The sequence below is a fragment of the Nevskia ramosa DSM 11499 genome, from assembly GCF_000420645.1.
In the GTDB taxonomy this organism is placed as follows: Bacteria; Pseudomonadota; Gammaproteobacteria; order Nevskiales; family Nevskiaceae; genus Nevskia; species Nevskia ramosa.
Genome location: NZ_ATVI01000008.1, coordinates 110,134 through 126,694, shown reverse-complemented (window position 1 = coordinate 126,694; position 16,561 = coordinate 110,134). Strand labels below are relative to the sequence as shown.

Genomic DNA, 16,561 nt, shown 5'->3' with positions numbered 1-16,561 from the left:
TGGACGTGCCGCGCCCTCAATGGTTCGCGGTGACGGCCGGAAATCGACTGAAAATCAACTGGAAATTCACTCGACGATCCCGATCGCTACCTTGCGTCAGCGCGGCGCCGGCCTGCAAGCAACCGGAAGTGAAGTTCGGTAACGACGCTCAGATCCATTGAATCACCAGGCCAACCAGCAGGCCCACTTCGACCAGTTCGATGCCAGCGCCGAGCGCATCGCCACACTGGCCGCCGAGCCGGCGCTTCAGGAACAGGCCCCAGCCGGCGATCAGGATCGGCGCGATCAGCAGCCGCGGACTGAGCCAGGCGCTGGCGACTGCCAGGGCCAGCGCCCACAGCAGCACCGCCCAGGGCTGGCGATCCCAGGCGAAGCGATCGCCCATGCCGCCATGCAGCGGCGGCAGCCACCAGACCCAGACCGGTGGCGCCAGCCGCGCCCAGGCCGGGATCAGCAGCAGGGCCGCGAAACTGGCTCCAGGCAGGGTCAGCAGCACCAGCTTGGCGAGCAGCATCAGCACTAGCGCCAGCACGCCGAAGCTGCCGAGGTGCGGGTCCTTCAACACCTCGAAGAAGCGCTTCGGATCGCGATGCGAAGCCCCGAGCGCATCGGCGAGATCGGCCAGGCCATCGAGATGCAGCCCGCCGGTGACCCAGACCCAGAGCGCCAACACCAGCAGCGCGGCAAACGCCGGATGCTGATCGCGGACCAGCATCGCCAGCCCGGCCAGCAACGCGCCGATGATCAGGCCGACCAGCGGAAACCAGGCCGCGCAGCGGGTCAGATCGGCAGGCTCGAAGTCGCGCACCTGAGGCGTCGGCAGGCGGGTCAGGAACTGGATGGCGAGGATCAGACCGCGCATGGCGGCCTCAGCGCGAGCAACACCGGATCACCGCCCTCCGGCAGCAGAAATTTCAAGGAAGTCGCCGGCGGCACCGCGATCCGCCAGTGATCCTCGACCCGCAGCCATGCCTGCAACAGCACGCGGATCACGCCGCCGTGGGTCAGGCACAGCCAGTCGCCGTCCGGGGCAGTGGCACGCCATTGCGCCAGCGCGGCGAACACACGCGAGCGGAATGCCGGCAGCGCTTCGCCTCCCGGCGGCATCAGCGTTTCCGGATCAGCCTGAAACGCGGCGTAGCGCGCGCCATCGCTGGCCATCACCTCGGCCGGTGTCAGGCCCTGCCAGACGCCGAAGTGCATCTCGCGCAGGTCGTCGATCACCTGGCAGTCCGGCTGCAGATCTTGCGCAAAGCTTCGGCAGCGCTGCAGTGGCGAACTGATCACACCGGTCCAATGTTGGCCGGCAACCGCACGCTGCATCGCCGCGTGGCCGGCGGCGCTGACCGGCGGATCGAGCTGCCCCCAGAGCACGAACGGCCGCTCATCGACCGCACCATGACGCAGCAGGGTCAGGCTCAGCATGGCGGACCTTCACTGACACCCGCACTGGCGAACGTCGCCATCTGGTTGTGTAGCGCGCAGGCCAGGCGCAGCAGCGGCACCGCGACTGCCGCGCCGCTGGCTTCACCGAGGCGCAGGCCGAGATCGAGCAGCGGCTCGGCATTCATCGCCGCCAGCATCCGCGCATGGCCGGGCTCCGCCGAGCGATGGGCGAAGATCAGCCAGGGCAACACGGTGGGGTTCAGGCGCACGGCGCACAGCGCGGCACTGCTGGCGATGAAGCCGTCGACCAGCACCGGCACGCCGCGTTGCGCGCAGGCGATGGTGCTGCCGGTGATCGCCGCGATCTCGAAGCCGCCGAGTCTGGCCAGCACCGCTTCCGGCGAAACCAGATGTGCAGCGTGCAGCGCCAGCGCTTCCGCGATCACCACCGCCTTGGCCCGGACCCCTGCGGCATCGAGCCCGGTGCCCGGTCCGGCCAGCTCGTTCGGCGCGGCACCGAGCAGCGCGCTGGCCAGCGCCGTCGCGGCACTGGTGTTGGCGATGCCCATGTCGCCGGCGATGAACAGGTCGACATCCCCTGCCCGCTCAACCGCCCCATGCCCGGCGATCAAGGCCTGCTCAAGCTGCGCCGCGCTCATCGCCGGCCCGCGCGAGAAATCCGCAGTGCCCGCCGCGACTCGCGCATCGACGACACCAGCCGGCACCACGCAGATGTTGATGCTGCCGACATCGACCACTTCCAGACTCGCGCCCAGCGCCCGCGCCAGCACGCTGATCGCCGCGCCGCCACCCGCAAAATTGCCGATCATCTGCTGGGTCACCGCCTGCGGAAACGCCGATACGCCACGCGCAGCGATGCCGTGATCGGCCGCGAACACGGTGATCGCGATCCGCTCGGCACGCGGCTGTTCGCGGCGCTGCAGAGCCGCCAGCCGTATCGCCATAGTCTCCAGTTGCCCGAGCGATCCGGCTGGCTTGGTCAGCTGGGTCTGTCGCAGCCTTGCGGCCTGTTCGAAGCCGGAATCCGGCGTCTGCGCGGCTTGCGTCCACCAGCTCATCGCGTCACCTCCTTCAGCACCATCGGCAGGCCGGCAACGGTGAACACCACCCGCTCGCATTGCGCCGCCAGTGCCTGATGCAGCCAGCCGGCTTCATCGCAGTAACGCCGGGTCAGCTCGCCGAGCGGCACCACGCCGAGACCGGTTTCATTGCTGACCAGGATGATCTCGCCGGGCAGGGTCGGCAGCGTCGCCAGCAAGGCATCGCGCTCGGCGGCGAGACGGCTGCCGTTCTCGAAGAGCAACAGATTGGTCAGCCACAAGGTCAGGCAGTCGACCAGGATGCAGCGGCCCGGTGCGGCGACCGCGCGCAGGGTCGAAGCCAGTGCCAGCGGCTCCTCAACCAGCTGCCAGTTAACAGGCCGAGAAGCGCGGTGATGAGCGATACGACTGGCCATCTCGCCATCGCCAGCCTGCGCGGTGGCGACGTAGCTGACCAGCAGGCCGCTGGCCTCGGCCAGGGACTGGGCGTGACGGGTCTTGCCGGAGCGGACTCCGCCGAGGATCAGGCTGCGCATGCTTTGAGAGATTTGAACAAGAGATCAAGGTCGAGGTGTTGTTCGATGCTGTCGGCGAGGCGGTCGATCGCCGTTTCTCGCCGCGCCGCATGATCGCTGACCACAGGCTTGGCGAGCCCGGCCCAGCGCAGCAGCGCGGTGCAGGCTTCGGGGCGATCGAACAGGCCGTGGACGTAGCTGCCGAGGATCTGGCCGTCGACACTGATCGCACCATCGGTGCCGGCATCCAGCAGCGCGCTGGGCAAGGACAGCGCCGGGCCGCTGCTGACGCCGCCATGAATCTCGTAGCCGGCGATCGGCACGCCGCCGTCGAGCAGCAAGCTGCCGGCGACATTGCGCAACTGCTTGGTCGCTGCAAGCCGGGTCTCGAAATCGAGCCAGCCAAAGCCTGCGCTACCACCTGCGGCGCCTTCGAGACCGAGCGGATCGTCGATGCGCGTGCCCAGCATCTGGAAGCCGCCACAGATGCCGATCAGCTTGCCGCCGTAGCGCAGATGCCTGGCGAGATACGCCTCCCAGCCCTGGGCGCGCAGATGGGCGAGATCGGCACGGACCGACTTCGAGCCCGGCAGGATCACCAGATCGGCCGGCGGTGGCGTTTCACCCGGGCCGACGAAGTGCAGGTTCACCTGTGGCAGCGTGCGCAGCGGCTCGAAATCGGTGTGATTGCTGATCCGCGGCAGCACCGGCACGACGACGCTCAGCGCCGCACCGGGCTGGCTCTGGGCGTTGCCGGCAATCGCATCCTCGGCATCAAGCGCCAGACCGTGGAGATAGGGCAGCACGCCGAGCACCGGTTTGCCGGTGTGCGCTTCGAGCCAGCGCAGGCCGGATTCGAGCAGCTTGATATCGCCGCGAAAACGGTTGATGACGAAGCCGGTGACTCGCGCCTGCTCGGTCTCGCTGAGCAATTCCAGGGTGCCGACCAGATGCGCGAACACGCCGCCGCGATCGATGTCCGCGATCAGGATCACCGGGCAGTCCACCGCTTCGGCGAAGCCCATGTTGGCGATGTCGCCGTCTCTGAGATTGATCTCGGCCGGCGAGCCAGCACCTTCGACGATGATCGCGTCGTAAGCCGCGCTCAGCCGCGCATGCGAAGCCAGCACCGCTTGGTGGGCGACCTTCTTGTAGTCGTGATAGACGCCGGCTTCCATGTTGGCGACGGCGCAGCCGTGGATGATCACCTGGGCGCCGGTATCGCTGTTCGGCTTGAGCAGCACCGGGTTCATGTCGGTGGTCGGCAGCACGCCGGCCGCCAGCGCCTGCAGGGCCTGCGCGCGGCCGATCTCGCCGCCATCGGCCGTCACCGCGCTGTTCAGCGCCATGTTCTGTGGCTTGAACGGCGCGACCCGGATGCCGCGCCGAAGCAGCACACGGCAGAGGCCGGCGACCAGGGTGCTCTTGCCGGCATCGGAGGTCGTGCCCTGCACCATCAGCGTGTTCGGGTTCATGCGCGCGCCGCGGCCGTGATCAGCGCATGCAGCTGCACCAGCCCATCGCTCAGCGCCGCCGGGCCCGGCTGCAGGATGTCGCAGGACTTGATCTCGTGCAGCTGACCATTGCGCACTGCCGGAATCGCCTCCCAGCCCGGACGCGCGGCGACTCTTTCGGCACTGAATTTCTTGCCGCACCAGGAGCCGATGATCAGCTCCGGCGCGCGGCGAATGATCTCAGTCGGATCGGCGATGATCCGTGCCTTGCCACCCGGCTCCGCAGCCAGTTCCGGGAACACGTCATCGCCACCGGCGATGCCGATCAGTTCGGAGACCCAGCGGATCGCCGAGATCTGCGGCTCGTCCCATTCCTCGAAATAGACCTTAGGCCGGCGCGGCAGCTTGGCGGCGGCGGCGCTTACCTCGTCGATGCCGCGCTGAAGTTCATCGAGCAGCAGCGCGGTGCGCGCCTGCGCACCAACCATCGCGCCGAGCATGCGGATGAATTCGAGGATCTCGGCGACGCTGCGCTGATTGAACACGTGCACCGGAATGCCGGCGCGGATCAGTTCGGCAGCGATGTCGGCCTGCAGGTCCGAGAAGCCGAGCACCAGGTCCGGCTTCAGATCGGCGATGCGCCCGGTCTTGGCGCTGGTGAATGCCGAAACCTTCGGCTTCTCCTTGCGCGCCTGCGGCGGCCGCACCGTGAAGCCGGAGATGCCGACAATGCGATCCTGCTCGCCGATCCGGTACAGGGTTTCGGTGGTTTCCTCGGTCAGGCAGACGATGCGCTGCGGGCCGATGCTCAACGCGGCCATCGGTTCTCGTGCAGCAGTTCTTCAAGCGGCCGCGGCTCGCGCCAGCGTTCCTGCTGCAGCATCGGCGCTGCGTAGAAGGCCTTGACCGGGCCCAGGCAGAGCACGGCGATCGGCTGGGTATCGGCCGGCAACTGCAGCAGCCTGGCCAGTTCGGCAGGCTCGAACATCGACACCCAGCCGAGGCCCAGACCTTCGGCGCGCGCCGCCAGCCACAGGTTCTGGATCGCGCAGGCGACCGAGGCCGTCGACATCATCGACGGCATGGTCCGGCGGCCGAAGATTTCGGTATCCGGCCCGGCATCGTGGACGGCGGCGATCAGCAGCTCGGCGCAGTCGCGGATGCCTTCCACCTTCAGTTTCAGGAACTCGTCCTGCCGCGAGCCGAGGGCTACTGCGGTGCGCGCCACTTCCTGCTGAACCTGCGCGTATACCGCCTCGCGCAGCGCTTCGTCGGTAATCCTGAGGAAGCGCCAGGGCTGGCTCAGGCCGACGCTGGGTGCCGCGTGGGCGGCTTCGAGCAGGCGCTGCAAGGTCGCGGCTGGGACCGGCTCGCGGACGAAATGGCGCATGTCGCGCCGCTCGTGGATGGCGCGGTAGACGGCCGCGCGTTCGGCGTCCAGGAAATCGGGTTCGGTCACGGAAATGGTGGCGCAGCGGCCTCGGGATGAGGCGCAGGCTCGCAGTTTGCAACACTCCGTGACGGCCTGAAGCCAAGGCATACTCCGCCCCATCGCGGGTGCCAAACTCGCCCCCTCTTCGCAAAGGATTCCGACGTGGCTGGATCTAGCCTGTTTCTGTTGATCGACGATATCGCGACCATGCTCGACGACGTCGCCACGATGACCAAGGTGGCGGCGACCAAGACCGCCGGCGTGCTCGGCGACGATCTGGCATTGAACGCGCAGCAGGTCTCCGGTGTTGCCGCCGATCGCGAGCTGCCGGTGGTCTGGGCAGTGGCCAAGGGCTCGTTCGTCAACAAGCTGATCCTGGTGCCGGCGGCACTCGGCATCAGTGCCGTAGCGCCGATGCTGATCCAGCCGCTGCTGATGTTCGGTGGTCTGTACCTGTGCTTCGAAGGGGTCGAGAAGCTGGCCCATCCGCTGCTGCATCCGGCCGATGGCCACGAGCAGGAGGAGCGTCTGAAACTGCTCAGCGATCCGAAGCTCGATCTCGTCGCCTACGAGCGCGACAAGATCAAGGGCGCGATCCGGACCGATTTCGTGCTGTCGGCGGAAATCATCGTCATCAGCCTCGGTACCGTCGCCACGGCCACGCTGACCGAACAGCTCGCAGTGCTGGCTGGTATCGCGGTGATCATGACCGTTGGCGTCTACGGTTTGGTCGCCGGCATCGTCAAGCTCGATGACGCCGGCCTGTATCTCAGCCGCAAGCCGAGTGCCGCGCTGCGCGGCTTCGGCCGCCTGCTGCTGGCGGCGGCGCCGAAGCTGATGAAGACGCTGTCGATCGTCGGCACGGCGGCGATGTTCATGGTCGGCGGCGGCATCCTGGTGCACGGCGTGCCGGCCGCCGGCGAAGCGATCCATCATCTGCTCGAAGGCAGCAACGGCGTGATCGCCTCGATCGCCAATGCAGCGATCGGTGGCGTCGTCGGCCTCATCGCCGGTGCGCTGGCGCTGGCCGTGTTCCTGCTCGGCAGCAAGCTGTTCAGGCGCGACAAGGCTGCGTCCGCGCACTGAATCGGCCCGTAAGCACAGCGACCTCAATCCCCACTTACTTGATCGTTTCGCCCATGCCCAGCGATATCGAGATTGCCCAGGCCGCGCGCCTGCAACCGATCATTCCCCTGATCGAAACCTGCCTCGGCATTCCCACCGAAGCGATGGAACCCTATGGCCATTACAAGGCCAAACTGTCGCTGAGCTACATCGACACGCTGAAGGATCGGCCGGACGGCAAGCTGGTGCTGGTCACCGCGATCACGCCGACGCCGCCCGGCGAGGGCAAGACCACAACCACCGTCGGCCTTGGCGATGCGCTGAACCTGATCGGCAAGCGCGCCATCACCTGCGTGCGGGAACCGTCGCTCGGCCCCTGCTTCGGCATGAAGGGCGGTGCCACCGGCGGCGGCCAGAGCCAGGTGCTGCCGATGGAGGACATCAACCTCCATTTCACCGGTGATTTCCACGCCATCGGGCTGGCCAACAACCTGCTCGCGGCGATGATCGACAACCACATCCACCACGGCAATGCGCTGCAGATCGATCTGCATCGCATCTCCTGGCGAAGAGTGGTCGACATGAACGACCGGGCGTTGCGCGACATCGTCGTCGCGCTCGGCGGCAAGGCCAATGGCCTGCCGCGCGAGGATCACTTCAGCATCGTCGTCGCTTCCGAAGTGATGGCGATCCTGTGCCTGGCAACGTCGCTGGCCGATCTCAAGGCGCGCCTCGGCCGCATCATCATCGGCTACAGCACAAGCGGCACGCCGATCACGCCGCGCGATCTGAAATGCGATGGCGCAATGGCCGCGCTGCTCAAGGACGCGATCAAGCCGAATCTGGTACAGACCATCGCCGGCAGCCCGGTGCTGATCCACGGCGGCCCGTTCGCCAACATCGCCCACGGCTGCAATTCGGTGATCGCGACCAAGGCGGCGCTCAAACTCGGCGACTACGTGGTGACCGAAGCCGGCTTCGGCGCCGATCTCGGTGCCGAGAAATTCATCGACATCAAGTGCCGACAGGCGGGCCTCAATCCGGCGGCGGCAGTGATCGTCGCCACCGTGCGGGCGATCAAATTCCACGGCGGCGTGGCGATGGCCGACATGGGCCACGAGAACCTCGATGCGGTGAAGAGCGGCCTGTCGAACCTGCGCCGCCACATCGAGAACATCCGCGAGGTCTACGGTCTGCCCTGCGTGGTGTCGATCAATCATTTCACCGCCGACACCGAAGCCGAACTGGACCTGATCCACGCGGCCTGCGCCGAACTCGGTGTGCCCTGCGTGGTGTCGCATCACTGGGCGCTCGGCCCGGCCGGTGCCGAAGCGCTGGCGCGGATCGTCGTCGAACTCTGCGAAGCCGCACCGGCCTCGCCAAGCTTCGTCTACGACGATGCGCTGCCGCTGCTGGACAAGATCGAAACCGTCGCCCGGCGCATCTATCGCGCGTCCGGCGTCAGCGCCGATGCCAAGGTCCGCAAGCAGCTCAAGGAATGGACCGACGCCGGCTACGGCCGCCTGCCGGTGTGCATCGCCAAGACCCAGTACTCGTTCTCGACCGATGCCGCACTGAAGGGCGCACCGGAAGGCCATGTGTTGCCGATCCGCGAAGTGCGGCTGTCTGCCGGTGCCGGCTTCGTGATCGCGATCTGCGGCGACATCATGACCATGCCCGGCCTGCCGCTGCATCCGGCGGCCGAGCACATCGATATCGATGACGACGGCAACATCACGGGCTTGTCCTGAGCGATGTAGATCGCCCCATGGATGACTGCGCGCCCGCTCGCCGGCAAAGGCGTGTCGGGCGTGGCCCGACCTACGAAAGCACGGCTACCAGATCAGATCGTCCGGCACCTTGAAGTCCTTGTACGGATCGTTCTCGTCGACCTTGTCGGCTTCGCGGTTGATCGTTGCAACCGCGCGCGGATCGCGCTCGCGGATCTTGTCGGCGACTGCGCCCGGCACCAGCGAATAACGGCCTTCGCAGCGAGCGATGCCGATACGGCCATCGATGATCTGCGCGCGCAGTTCCGGCGTCACGGCAATGCGGCGGATGTTGTTCTTGTGGTCGACGAAGTTGTAGAGATCTTCGCTGACCACCGGCGGCAGCTTGTTGGCTTCGACCAGTTGCTTGATCTCGGCGTACTTCGCTTTCAGTGCCTGCTTTTCCTTGGCCTTGTCCATCAGCTCGCGATCCTTCGCGGCCTTGGCCTTGCGCGCTGCTTCCGCGGCTTTCAGCGCTTCGGCGTTCGGCGCCTGCGCGGTGATCTGCTTGCCGTGGTTGTGCTGGCCACGCGGCTTGTCCTTGCCGGTTGCGGCTTGCGCCTTTTCGGCCTGCTTCTTGGAGATGAGACCGGCCTGCAGCAGCTGGTCGCGCAGCGAAAGACTCATGGGGTTCGACTCGAAAACACGAAGGACGATGGCAGTCTGCGCGAGGCTTATTCCGCGCGGACCGCCATCGTCCTGATTCCGCTGCCAAGGCGCAAGCCTTGGCTGATGACCGAGGCGGTGCTGGCTCGATTCAGACCAGGCGATAGTCACGCAGTTCGAAGCTCGCCATCTGCCGCGCGAACTGGGTGGCGAAGCCCGGATACATCGTCGAATTGAAGCCGTCTTCAGACAGATACCAGCTCTTGCAGCCCGAGTTCCAGTTGGTTTTCGCGAGCCGCTTCTGGATGCCCTCGTTGTACTTCTTCTGCGCATCGGCCCGCACGTCGACGTACTTCAGCTGGCCACCGGCCACCTGGCCAACCGAGCGGACGATGTAATCGATCTGCGATTCCATGTAGACCAGCGCGGAGTTGTGGCCGGGGCCGGAGTTCGGGCCGAAGGTGAAGTACAGGTTCGGATAGCCGGACACCTGCACGCTCTTGTAAGCCTGCGCGCCGCGCGACCATTCGGCGTTCAGATCGCGACCGCCAAGGCCATGCACCGGGAACGGCGTGCCGTTCTTCGATACTTCGAAACCGGTGGCGAAGACGATGCAGTCGACCTGATGTTCTATGCCTTCGACGCTGCGAATGCCCTTTTCCGAGAGATTGGCGATCGGCCAGGAGATCAGTTCGCAGTTCGGCTGCTGCAGCGCCGGGTAGTAGTCGTTGGTCATCAGCACGCGCTTGCAGCCGATCTTGAAGTCCGGCGTCAGCTGGCGGCGCAGCCAGGCGTCCTTGACCTGCGCTTCGCGGAAACGGGTGCCAAGCAGTTCCAGCGCGCGAGTCATCGGCGTGTTCCAGATCATGCCGAGCGCCATCGACTCGTGAACCCAATACATCGCTTCGCGCACGGCGGTCTGGCTGAACGGCAGCTTCTTGAACAGCGCCTTGGTCCATTCGGGAGACTGGAAATCGAGACGCGGCAACACCCAGCCCGGCGTGCGCTGGAAGACCTTGACCTTGTCGGCGACCTTCACCAGCTCCGGGATGATCTGCACCGCACTCGCACCGGTGCCGATCACCGCGACTCGCTTGCCGGTGAAGTCGTAGGAATGATCCCAGCGGGCGCTGTGAATCATCTTGCCCTTGAAGCTTTCGATGCCGCGCATGTTCGGAAAGCCGGCGTTTGACAGCGGGCCCTGCGCCATTACCACCGAACGCGCGGTAATTGGATCACGGCCGGTCAGCGTCACCGTCCACAAGCCCTTGCCGCCGTCGAAGCTCAGCGCTTCGACGTTGTGCTGGAAGCGGATCAGCGGCAGCAGATCGTTGTCGCGCGCCAGGCCGCGGATGTATTCGAGGATTTCCCGGCTGCCCGAATAGCCGCGCGTCCACTCGGGGTTCTGGGCGAACGAGAACGAGTAGAGGTTGGACGGGATGTCGCAGGCCGCGCCCGGATACTGGTTGTCGCGCCAGGTGCCGCCGACTTCGCTGCCGCGCTCGACGATCGCGACATCGGTGATGCCGGCAGCGCGAAGGCGGATCGCCGCGCCGAGTCCGGCAAAGCCGGCGCCCACGATCAGCACTTCCACCACTTTCACGGCAACGGGATCGACCGCGCGGCGTGAACGGCGGCCGGCGACGGGGGCTTCATCTTGGTACTGGGTCATCGAATGATCTCTTGCTTGTGCGTGTGCTCCTTCCCCTCGTGCGAGGAAGGAGAAAGGCGATCAGGCCGCCGTCTTCCAGGTCAAACCCTTGACCCAGGTCGGCGTCGCCTTCAGCCAGCGGCGCGGGTAGAAGTCGGTGAGGCGGACCAGCGCGTCGACGGGCACGTGGTACAGCGACTTGCGATTGACCACCATCGCCGACTGGTTGCTGATGATCTGGAACCAGGGATTGCGGCGCCCCTGCTCGGTACGGCCGCCGATCTTCTTGTACTTGTTCATCGCTTCGTACAGGCGCTCTTCCTTGAGGCCGAGCTTCACCAGGTTGTCGCGCATGCGATTGAGCAGCGGCAGATAGGCCGCGATGCCGATCAGCAGCTTCGGATTCAGCAGGGTGCCAGCGGTGCGCACGGCGAGCTGGTACGTCTTGCCGTAGCCCATCATTTCGAGCACGTGGAAGCCGACGCCGAGATGGCGCGCTTCGTCCTCGTTGATCTTCTCGAACGCGGAGTGGCAGACCGGATCCTTGACGGTGTCGAGCAGGAACTTGCAGAGCGCGCCGTCGAGGGCGATCTCCAGGCTCGGAATCACCGAGCCGAGCACTTCCAGCGGCATCTCGTCGCTGTAGGTATCGAGCCAGTCGATGACCAGCCGCAGGTTGATGTTCGGCTCCGGCAGGATCGGATTGTCATGATCGCCTTCGAGCATGCCCCAGCGCTTCATCAGCGCCATTTCGACATTGGCGTGGCGCTGTTCTTCGGCGTGGAAGTAGCGATAGATCTCGGCCAATGTGTCGTTCGGCGCCTTCTTCGCCATCGCCGCGAACGCGCGGGCGCCCACGTGCTCGATCCACATCAGATCGGCCATGAACACTTTCAGCTTCGCGTACTGCTCTTCGTTCTCGGTGACCAGTTCACGGCCGGGCGCATCCCAGTCGATATCGGCCAGCGCCCACTGGGTGTTCTTGATCTTGACCAGCATCTTGTCGATGTCGAGTTGCATGGTTTCAGTTCCTGTTTTTGAGAGGGGAATTCGGGCTCAGGCGCGATTGCCGGCGAGGCGATTCAGCCAGCCGATGCCGCGGCCATAGCCGACCGGCGCCAGGCGCTTCATGCGCCAGATCAACTTGGCGTCGACCTGCGGCAGCACGTAGAGCTGGTTGCGGTCGAGTGCGTCGAGCGTGGTCTTGGCGACACTTTCGGGGGTGACCGAAGTCCACTGCATCAGCCGCTCGGCCATCTTCGAGGAGCTTTCGCTGATCCGGCCGTCCTTGACGATGTTGGTGGCGACGAAGGTCGGGCAAAGGGCGGTGATCTTGATGCCGGTGCCGGTGAACTCCGAGGCCAGCGTTTCGCTGAGCGCCAGCACGGCGGCCTTCGACACGTTGTATGGCCCCATCAGCGGGGCAGCGGCGAAGCTCGCCGTGGAGCCGACATTGACGATGCCGCCACGACCCAGCGCACGCAGCTTCGGCGCGAACACATGGCAGCCATGGATCACGCCCCAGAGGTTGACGCCGAGCACCCAGCGCCAGTCGTCGATCGGCGTCTCGCCGACCACGCTGCCGCCAGCGCCGACGCCGGCGTTGTTGATCACCAGATCGACCGGCCCGGCCAGCCACTGTTCGGCTTTTCCGGCGAGCTTTTCGACCTGTTCGAGCTTCGATACGTCGCAGGCAATGGCGGTGGCCTGGCCACCGGCAGCCCGGATCTGGGCGGCGGTTTCCTCGGCGGTCGCCAGCTTCAGATCGGCACAGACCACACGGCCGCCACGGACGCCGAGTTCCAGCGCAAACGCCCGGCCGATGCCGCTTCCAGCGCCGGTGACCACGGCCGATGCGCTTCTTGATACCTTCCTGCCTGCCATCGCTGCTCCTCGTTATTGGCCTGACTTAATGTCAATGTCACGAAATGACAGTGACATTGAGTGATGGCACGATAATCCGAGCTATTGTTCGGATTCAATTCGGAATCAGGATCGAGCGGGAGAAGCATGGCCAGAAAGCCACAGCAGGAGCGTTCCAAGGCGACGATGCAGGCGATCGTCGAAGCCGGCTTCATCAGCCTGCAGACCCACGGCCTGGGGCAGACCACGACGCGGCATATCGCCGACATCGCCGGCGTCGGCGTCGGCTCGCTGTACGAGTACTTCCCGAACAAGGAAGCGGTGTTCAAGGCGATGAACGCGCACCTGACCGCCGAGATCGTGGCCATGGTGCGCGAGCTGATGCCGAGCCTGGTGCGCCTGGACATCCGCCCGATGGTGATCCGCCTGCTCGGCCATTTCCGCGAGCTGCTGAACCGCAACGACGGCCGTTATCTGAAGTACGCCGGCTTCACCATGCAGGCCGAACGCGGCCGTCAGCTCGAAGCGATCCAGCAGCTGCTGGTCGAATTGATCATGCAGTACGCGCTGCACAACCCGCAGCTGACGCGGCTGAAGAACCTGCCGGTGATGAGCTACATCTTCATCCACGGCAGCGTGTTCACGATCATCCGCCACCTGAGCGAACCGAATCCGAACATCAGCTTCGAGCAGCTATCGGAAGGCCTGGCCGAGATGATCGCCAGCTATGCGGAAGCGGAACTGGCGAAGCTCGACGCCGCGCCGCTGTCCTGACTAGTCCGCTGCCTGACCGCCGTACGGCACCTGCACGCTGAACCTTGTGCCGCGGCCAAGCACCGACGACACCTCGAGCGGCACCTGTAATTGCAAGGCCGCCTGCTTGACCAGTGCCAGGCCCAGACCCAGCCCTTCGCTTTCCGGATTCAATTGCTTGAACGGGGAGAAGATCGCCTCCTGGTGGCTCGGCGCAATGCCGACACCGGTGTCGTAGACGCAGACCTCCAGTCCCTTTCTCCGCCGCCGGCAGCCGATCAGGATGCGGCCGGTGCGGGTGTACTTGATGGCGTTGCCGACCAGATTGCCGAGGATCGAACTCATCAATCGCCGATCGCTGAGCACTTCGGCGCTGGACGGCACCACGTCGAGCTGAATGCCCTTCGACGCGGCGTGCGATATCCAGCCGGGGCCGAGTGCATCGAACAGCTCGGCCATCTGGAAAGACACCCGCACCGGGGCTGTTTCCACGGTCGAGCCGCTGCTGGTGGCGGCCGTCACCAGACCATCCAGTTGCTGGACCAGCGAATCCACCGCGCGCTGCGCCAGGCCAAGCTGACGCGGCATCGAGGGATGATTCGGCGCAGAGAGGCCCGTGGCTATTGCATTGGAGATGATGCCTAGCGGCTGGCGAAGATCGTGCCCGGCAACCGCCATCAGATGCGCCTGTCTCTCGACGATATCCAGCGACAACCGCAGCGCCCTGCGCAATTCCAGCAGCGCCATCGTCTGCCGCGCCAGACCTTTCAGGAAGCCACGCTGATCTTCGCTGAGTTGCCGGGGCTTGCGATCCAGCACGCAAACCGTTCCCAGCGCGATTCCTTCAGACGTGCGCAGCACCGCGCCGCCGTAGAACCGCACGAACGGCTCGGCAGTCACCAGCGGGTTCTGGGCAAAACGGGGATCCACGGCCAGATCGGGGATTTCAAAGAACTCGTACTGGCGAATGGCATGCGCGCAGACGGAAGCCGAGATCGGCGTTTCACGGCAGGCCAGGCCCTGCTCGCTCTTGAACCACTGCCGGGATTCGTCGACCAGACTGATCAGGGCGATCGGAACATCCAGCGCAAACATCGCCGAACGGGTGATGTCGTCGAACGCGGGCTCCATCGGCGTGTCCAGCACACGGTATTCGCCGAGAACCGTGATTCGATCCCGTATGGGTTCCTGATCGCTGCCCGTCATGATTGGCGGAGGGTGTGCTTGGATGCGTCTGGGATGAAGGCGGGTGACCACTTGGCTTCGCAGCGCCACTCGTTTCCGAACGCCTGCGCCACTGCGGATTCCCTCGCGATCTTACTTCGCCCGTCACGCAGCCTGCCTAGACAATAAAAAACCCCTGATCTCTCAGAGGTCCAATAAGTCCAGCGGTGTGAAGCTGCGCAAAAGTGGTGGGTCGTCTGGGACTCGAACCCAGGACCAACGGATTAAAAGTCCGATGCTCTACCGACTGAGCTAACGACCCCCGTTTCGCGAGGCGCGGATTATAGCTGCAACAGCCTTGCCGTCGGCGAGCGGCTCAGGAAACGGTGTAGCGGGTCGGATCGGGCAAACCGGCGGCGGCAAAACCCTCGCGGCGCAGGCGGCAGGAATCGCAGCGGCCACAGGCGCGGCCTTCACTGTCGGCCTGATAGCAGGACACGGTTTCGGCGAAGTCGACGCCAAGTGCAGTGCCGCGACGGATGATCTCGGCCTTGCTCAGCTTGATCAGCGGGGTTTCGATTTTCAGCGCCGTGCCTTCGACGCCGGAACGGGTCGCCAGCTGGGCGACTTTCTCGAAGGCTTCGATGAACTCGGGCCGGCAATCCGGGTAGCCGCTGTAGTCGACGGCATTGACGCCGATGTACAGCGCTTCGGCACCCTGCACTTCGGCAAGGCCCATGGCCAGCGACAGAAACAGCGTGTTGCGCGCGGGCACGTAGGTGATCGGGATGCCAGGCGTCTCGCCCTCGGGCACGTCGATCGAGCTGTCGGTCAGCGCCGAGCCGCCGATCAAATCGAGATTGACGTGGATCAGGCGATGGGAAGCCGCGCCGAGCCTGGCCGCGACCCGCACCGAAGCATCGAGCTCGGCGCTGTGGCGTTGACCATAGGCCACGCTCAGGCAATGGCAGACATAGCCTTCGCTGCGTGCGATGGCCAGCGCCGTCGCCGAATCGAGCCCGCCGCTGAGCAATACGACGGCTTTTCGTTGTCCCGCCATCTGCAACTCCTGTCGAAAGATTTCCTGCCATCCCTGGCGAGACGACGCACTGCTTGAACAACTACCGGCACAGCGTCGCGCGGAGCGGTGCCGCGCTAGCGTCCCGGCTCTGTGCCCCAGAGCAGCTTGTGCAACTGCATCTGGAAGCGCACGTGCAAGCGATCGGCGACGATCCAGTCGGCCAAGTCACGGGCGGCGATCTGGCTTGCGCTCGGCGAGAACAGCACCGTCTGGCGTTCGCACAAACCGTGCTCGGCAACGATGGCTTTCGCCCAGTCGTAATCGGCACGGCTGCAGAGCACGAACTTGATCTGGTCCTGCGGGTTCAGCAGCGGCAGGTTCGACCAGCGGTTGCGCTCGACTTCGTCGGAACCCGGCGTCTTGATGTCGAGAATCTTGACCACGCGCGGGTCGACACCGGACACATCGATGGCGCCGCTGGTTTCCAGCGATACCGTGTAGCCGGCATCGCAGAGCGCGGTCAGCAGCGGCAGGCAGGCTTTCTGGGCGAGCGGCTCGCCGCCGGTCACGCAGACGTGGCGGACGCCGTGGCTGGCGACGCTGACCATCACCTCGGCCAGCTCGTGCCAGTGGCCGCCGTGGAAGGCGTAGGCGGTGTCGCAGTACTGGCAGCGCAGCGGGCAGCCGGTCAAGCGCACGAACACGGTCGGGCAACCGACGAAGGTCGACTCGCCCTGCAACGACAGAAAGATTTCAGTGAGCTTGAGACGCGTCGCCGATGCTGCCGGGCGCGTCTGGCGCCCGGGCTCGACGGCGATGGA

At 65.5% G+C, this 16,561-nt stretch carries 17 protein-coding genes and 1 tRNA gene; 3 read left to right on the top strand and 15 right to left on the bottom strand.

Annotated features, from left to right (window positions below; genetic code table 11):
• Positions 1 to 148: 148 nt before the first annotated feature.
• Genes cobS through bluB form a run of 7 tightly spaced genes read right to left on the bottom strand, consistent with a single transcriptional unit; the run spans position 149 to position 5,875 of the window.
• Positions 149 to 862: an adenosylcobinamide-GDP ribazoletransferase gene (gene cobS, locus G513_RS0114125; RefSeq protein ID WP_022977505.1), complete on the bottom strand. Its 714-nt coding sequence runs from the start codon at positions 860 to 862 to the stop codon at positions 149 to 151.
• Positions 850 to 1,425 (bottom strand): histidine phosphatase family protein, encoded by a 576-nt coding sequence (locus G513_RS23125; protein WP_022977504.1) that lies wholly within the window; start codon positions 1,423 to 1,425, stop codon positions 850 to 852. The genes cobS and G513_RS23125 overlap by 13 nt, the downstream gene beginning before the upstream one ends.
• On the bottom strand, positions 1,419 to 2,465 hold the full coding sequence (cobT, locus tag G513_RS0114115) for a nicotinate-nucleotide--dimethylbenzimidazole phosphoribosyltransferase (RefSeq protein WP_022977503.1): 1,047 nt from the start codon (positions 2,463 to 2,465) through the stop codon (positions 1,419 to 1,421). Before cobT ends, G513_RS23125 begins: the two co-directional genes overlap by 7 nt.
• On the bottom strand, positions 2,462 to 2,983 hold the full coding sequence (cobU, locus tag G513_RS0114110; protein ID WP_022977502.1) for a bifunctional adenosylcobinamide kinase/adenosylcobinamide-phosphate guanylyltransferase: 522 nt from the start codon (positions 2,981 to 2,983) through the stop codon (positions 2,462 to 2,464). The genes cobT and cobU overlap by 4 nt, the downstream gene beginning before the upstream one ends.
• The gene (locus tag G513_RS0114105; RefSeq protein ID WP_022977501.1) at positions 2,971 to 4,437 is read right to left on the bottom strand and encodes a cobyric acid synthase; all 1,467 of its coding nucleotides are present in this window, start codon (positions 4,435 to 4,437) and stop codon (positions 2,971 to 2,973) included. Before G513_RS0114105 ends, cobU begins: the two co-directional genes overlap by 13 nt.
• Entirely contained in the window at positions 4,434 to 5,228 is a 795-nt protein-coding gene (locus G513_RS0114100; protein WP_028475557.1) for a cobalamin-binding protein, read from the bottom strand. Before G513_RS0114100 ends, G513_RS0114105 begins: the two co-directional genes overlap by 4 nt.
• Complete coding sequence (bluB, locus tag G513_RS0114095; protein WP_022977499.1) at positions 5,225 to 5,875, bottom strand: 5,6-dimethylbenzimidazole synthase; 651 nt, start codon at positions 5,873 to 5,875, stop codon at positions 5,225 to 5,227. Before bluB ends, G513_RS0114100 begins: the two co-directional genes overlap by 4 nt.
• Positions 5,876 to 6,010: 135 nt before the next feature.
• On the opposite strand from bluB, the gene G513_RS0114090 reads away from it, so the two are divergent.
• On the top strand, positions 6,011 to 6,934 hold the full coding sequence (locus G513_RS0114090; RefSeq protein WP_022977498.1) for a DUF808 domain-containing protein: 924 nt from the start codon (positions 6,011 to 6,013) through the stop codon (positions 6,932 to 6,934).
• A 53-nt stretch (positions 6,935 to 6,987) separates the two neighbouring features.
• Positions 6,988 to 8,664: a formate--tetrahydrofolate ligase gene (locus tag G513_RS0114085; protein ID WP_022977497.1), complete on the top strand. Its 1,677-nt coding sequence runs from the start codon at positions 6,988 to 6,990 to the stop codon at positions 8,662 to 8,664.
• An 84-nt stretch (positions 8,665 to 8,748) separates the two neighbouring features.
• Here G513_RS0114085 and G513_RS0114080 read toward each other — a convergent pair whose 3' ends face one another.
• From G513_RS0114080 to G513_RS0114065, 4 genes are all read right to left on the bottom strand, one after another.
• Positions 8,749 to 9,309 (bottom strand): DUF2058 domain-containing protein, encoded by a 561-nt coding sequence (locus G513_RS0114080; RefSeq protein ID WP_022977496.1) that lies wholly within the window; start codon positions 9,307 to 9,309, stop codon positions 8,749 to 8,751.
• A 130-nt stretch (positions 9,310 to 9,439) separates the two neighbouring features.
• Positions 9,440 to 10,960 carry a flavin-containing monooxygenase gene (locus tag G513_RS0114075; RefSeq protein WP_022977495.1) on the bottom strand — a complete coding sequence of 507 codons (1,521 nt, stop codon included), beginning with the start codon at positions 10,958 to 10,960 and terminating at the stop codon, positions 9,440 to 9,442.
• Positions 10,961 to 11,020: 60 nt separating this feature from the next.
• Positions 11,021 to 11,959 (bottom strand): hypothetical protein, encoded by a 939-nt coding sequence (locus G513_RS0114070; RefSeq protein WP_022977494.1) that lies wholly within the window; start codon positions 11,957 to 11,959, stop codon positions 11,021 to 11,023.
• 36 nt (positions 11,960 to 11,995) lie between these two features.
• A complete protein-coding gene (locus G513_RS0114065) occupies positions 11,996 to 12,823 on the bottom strand; it encodes an SDR family NAD(P)-dependent oxidoreductase (protein ID WP_022977493.1) in 828 nt (275 codons plus the stop codon).
• 126 nt (positions 12,824 to 12,949) lie between these two features.
• Between G513_RS0114065 and G513_RS0114060 the strand changes: the two genes are divergently transcribed.
• Positions 12,950 to 13,576, top strand: coding sequence for a TetR/AcrR family transcriptional regulator (locus tag G513_RS0114060; RefSeq protein WP_022977492.1), 627 nt, complete (start codon positions 12,950 to 12,952; stop codon positions 13,574 to 13,576).
• On the opposite strand, the gene G513_RS0114055 is transcribed toward G513_RS0114060, so the two are convergent.
• The 4 genes from G513_RS0114055 to queE all read right to left on the bottom strand — a co-directional run bounded on the left by G513_RS0114055 (position 13,577) and on the right by queE (position 16,558).
• Positions 13,577 to 14,761, bottom strand: coding sequence for a GAF domain-containing sensor histidine kinase (locus tag G513_RS0114055; RefSeq protein ID WP_022977491.1), 1,185 nt, complete (start codon positions 14,759 to 14,761; stop codon positions 13,577 to 13,579).
• Between the two features lie 204 nt (positions 14,762 to 14,965).
• A tRNA-Lys gene (locus G513_RS0114050) sits at positions 14,966 to 15,041 on the bottom strand.
• Between the two features lie 54 nt (positions 15,042 to 15,095).
• Positions 15,096 to 15,779 (bottom strand): 7-cyano-7-deazaguanine synthase QueC, encoded by a 684-nt coding sequence (queC, locus tag G513_RS0114045; RefSeq protein ID WP_022977490.1) that lies wholly within the window; start codon positions 15,777 to 15,779, stop codon positions 15,096 to 15,098.
• A gap of 95 nt (positions 15,780 to 15,874) precedes the next feature.
• Positions 15,875 to 16,558 carry a 7-carboxy-7-deazaguanine synthase QueE gene (gene queE, locus G513_RS0114040; RefSeq protein ID WP_051144453.1) on the bottom strand — a complete coding sequence of 228 codons (684 nt, stop codon included), beginning with the start codon at positions 16,556 to 16,558 and terminating at the stop codon, positions 15,875 to 15,877.
• Positions 16,559 to 16,561: the final 3 nt, after the last annotated feature.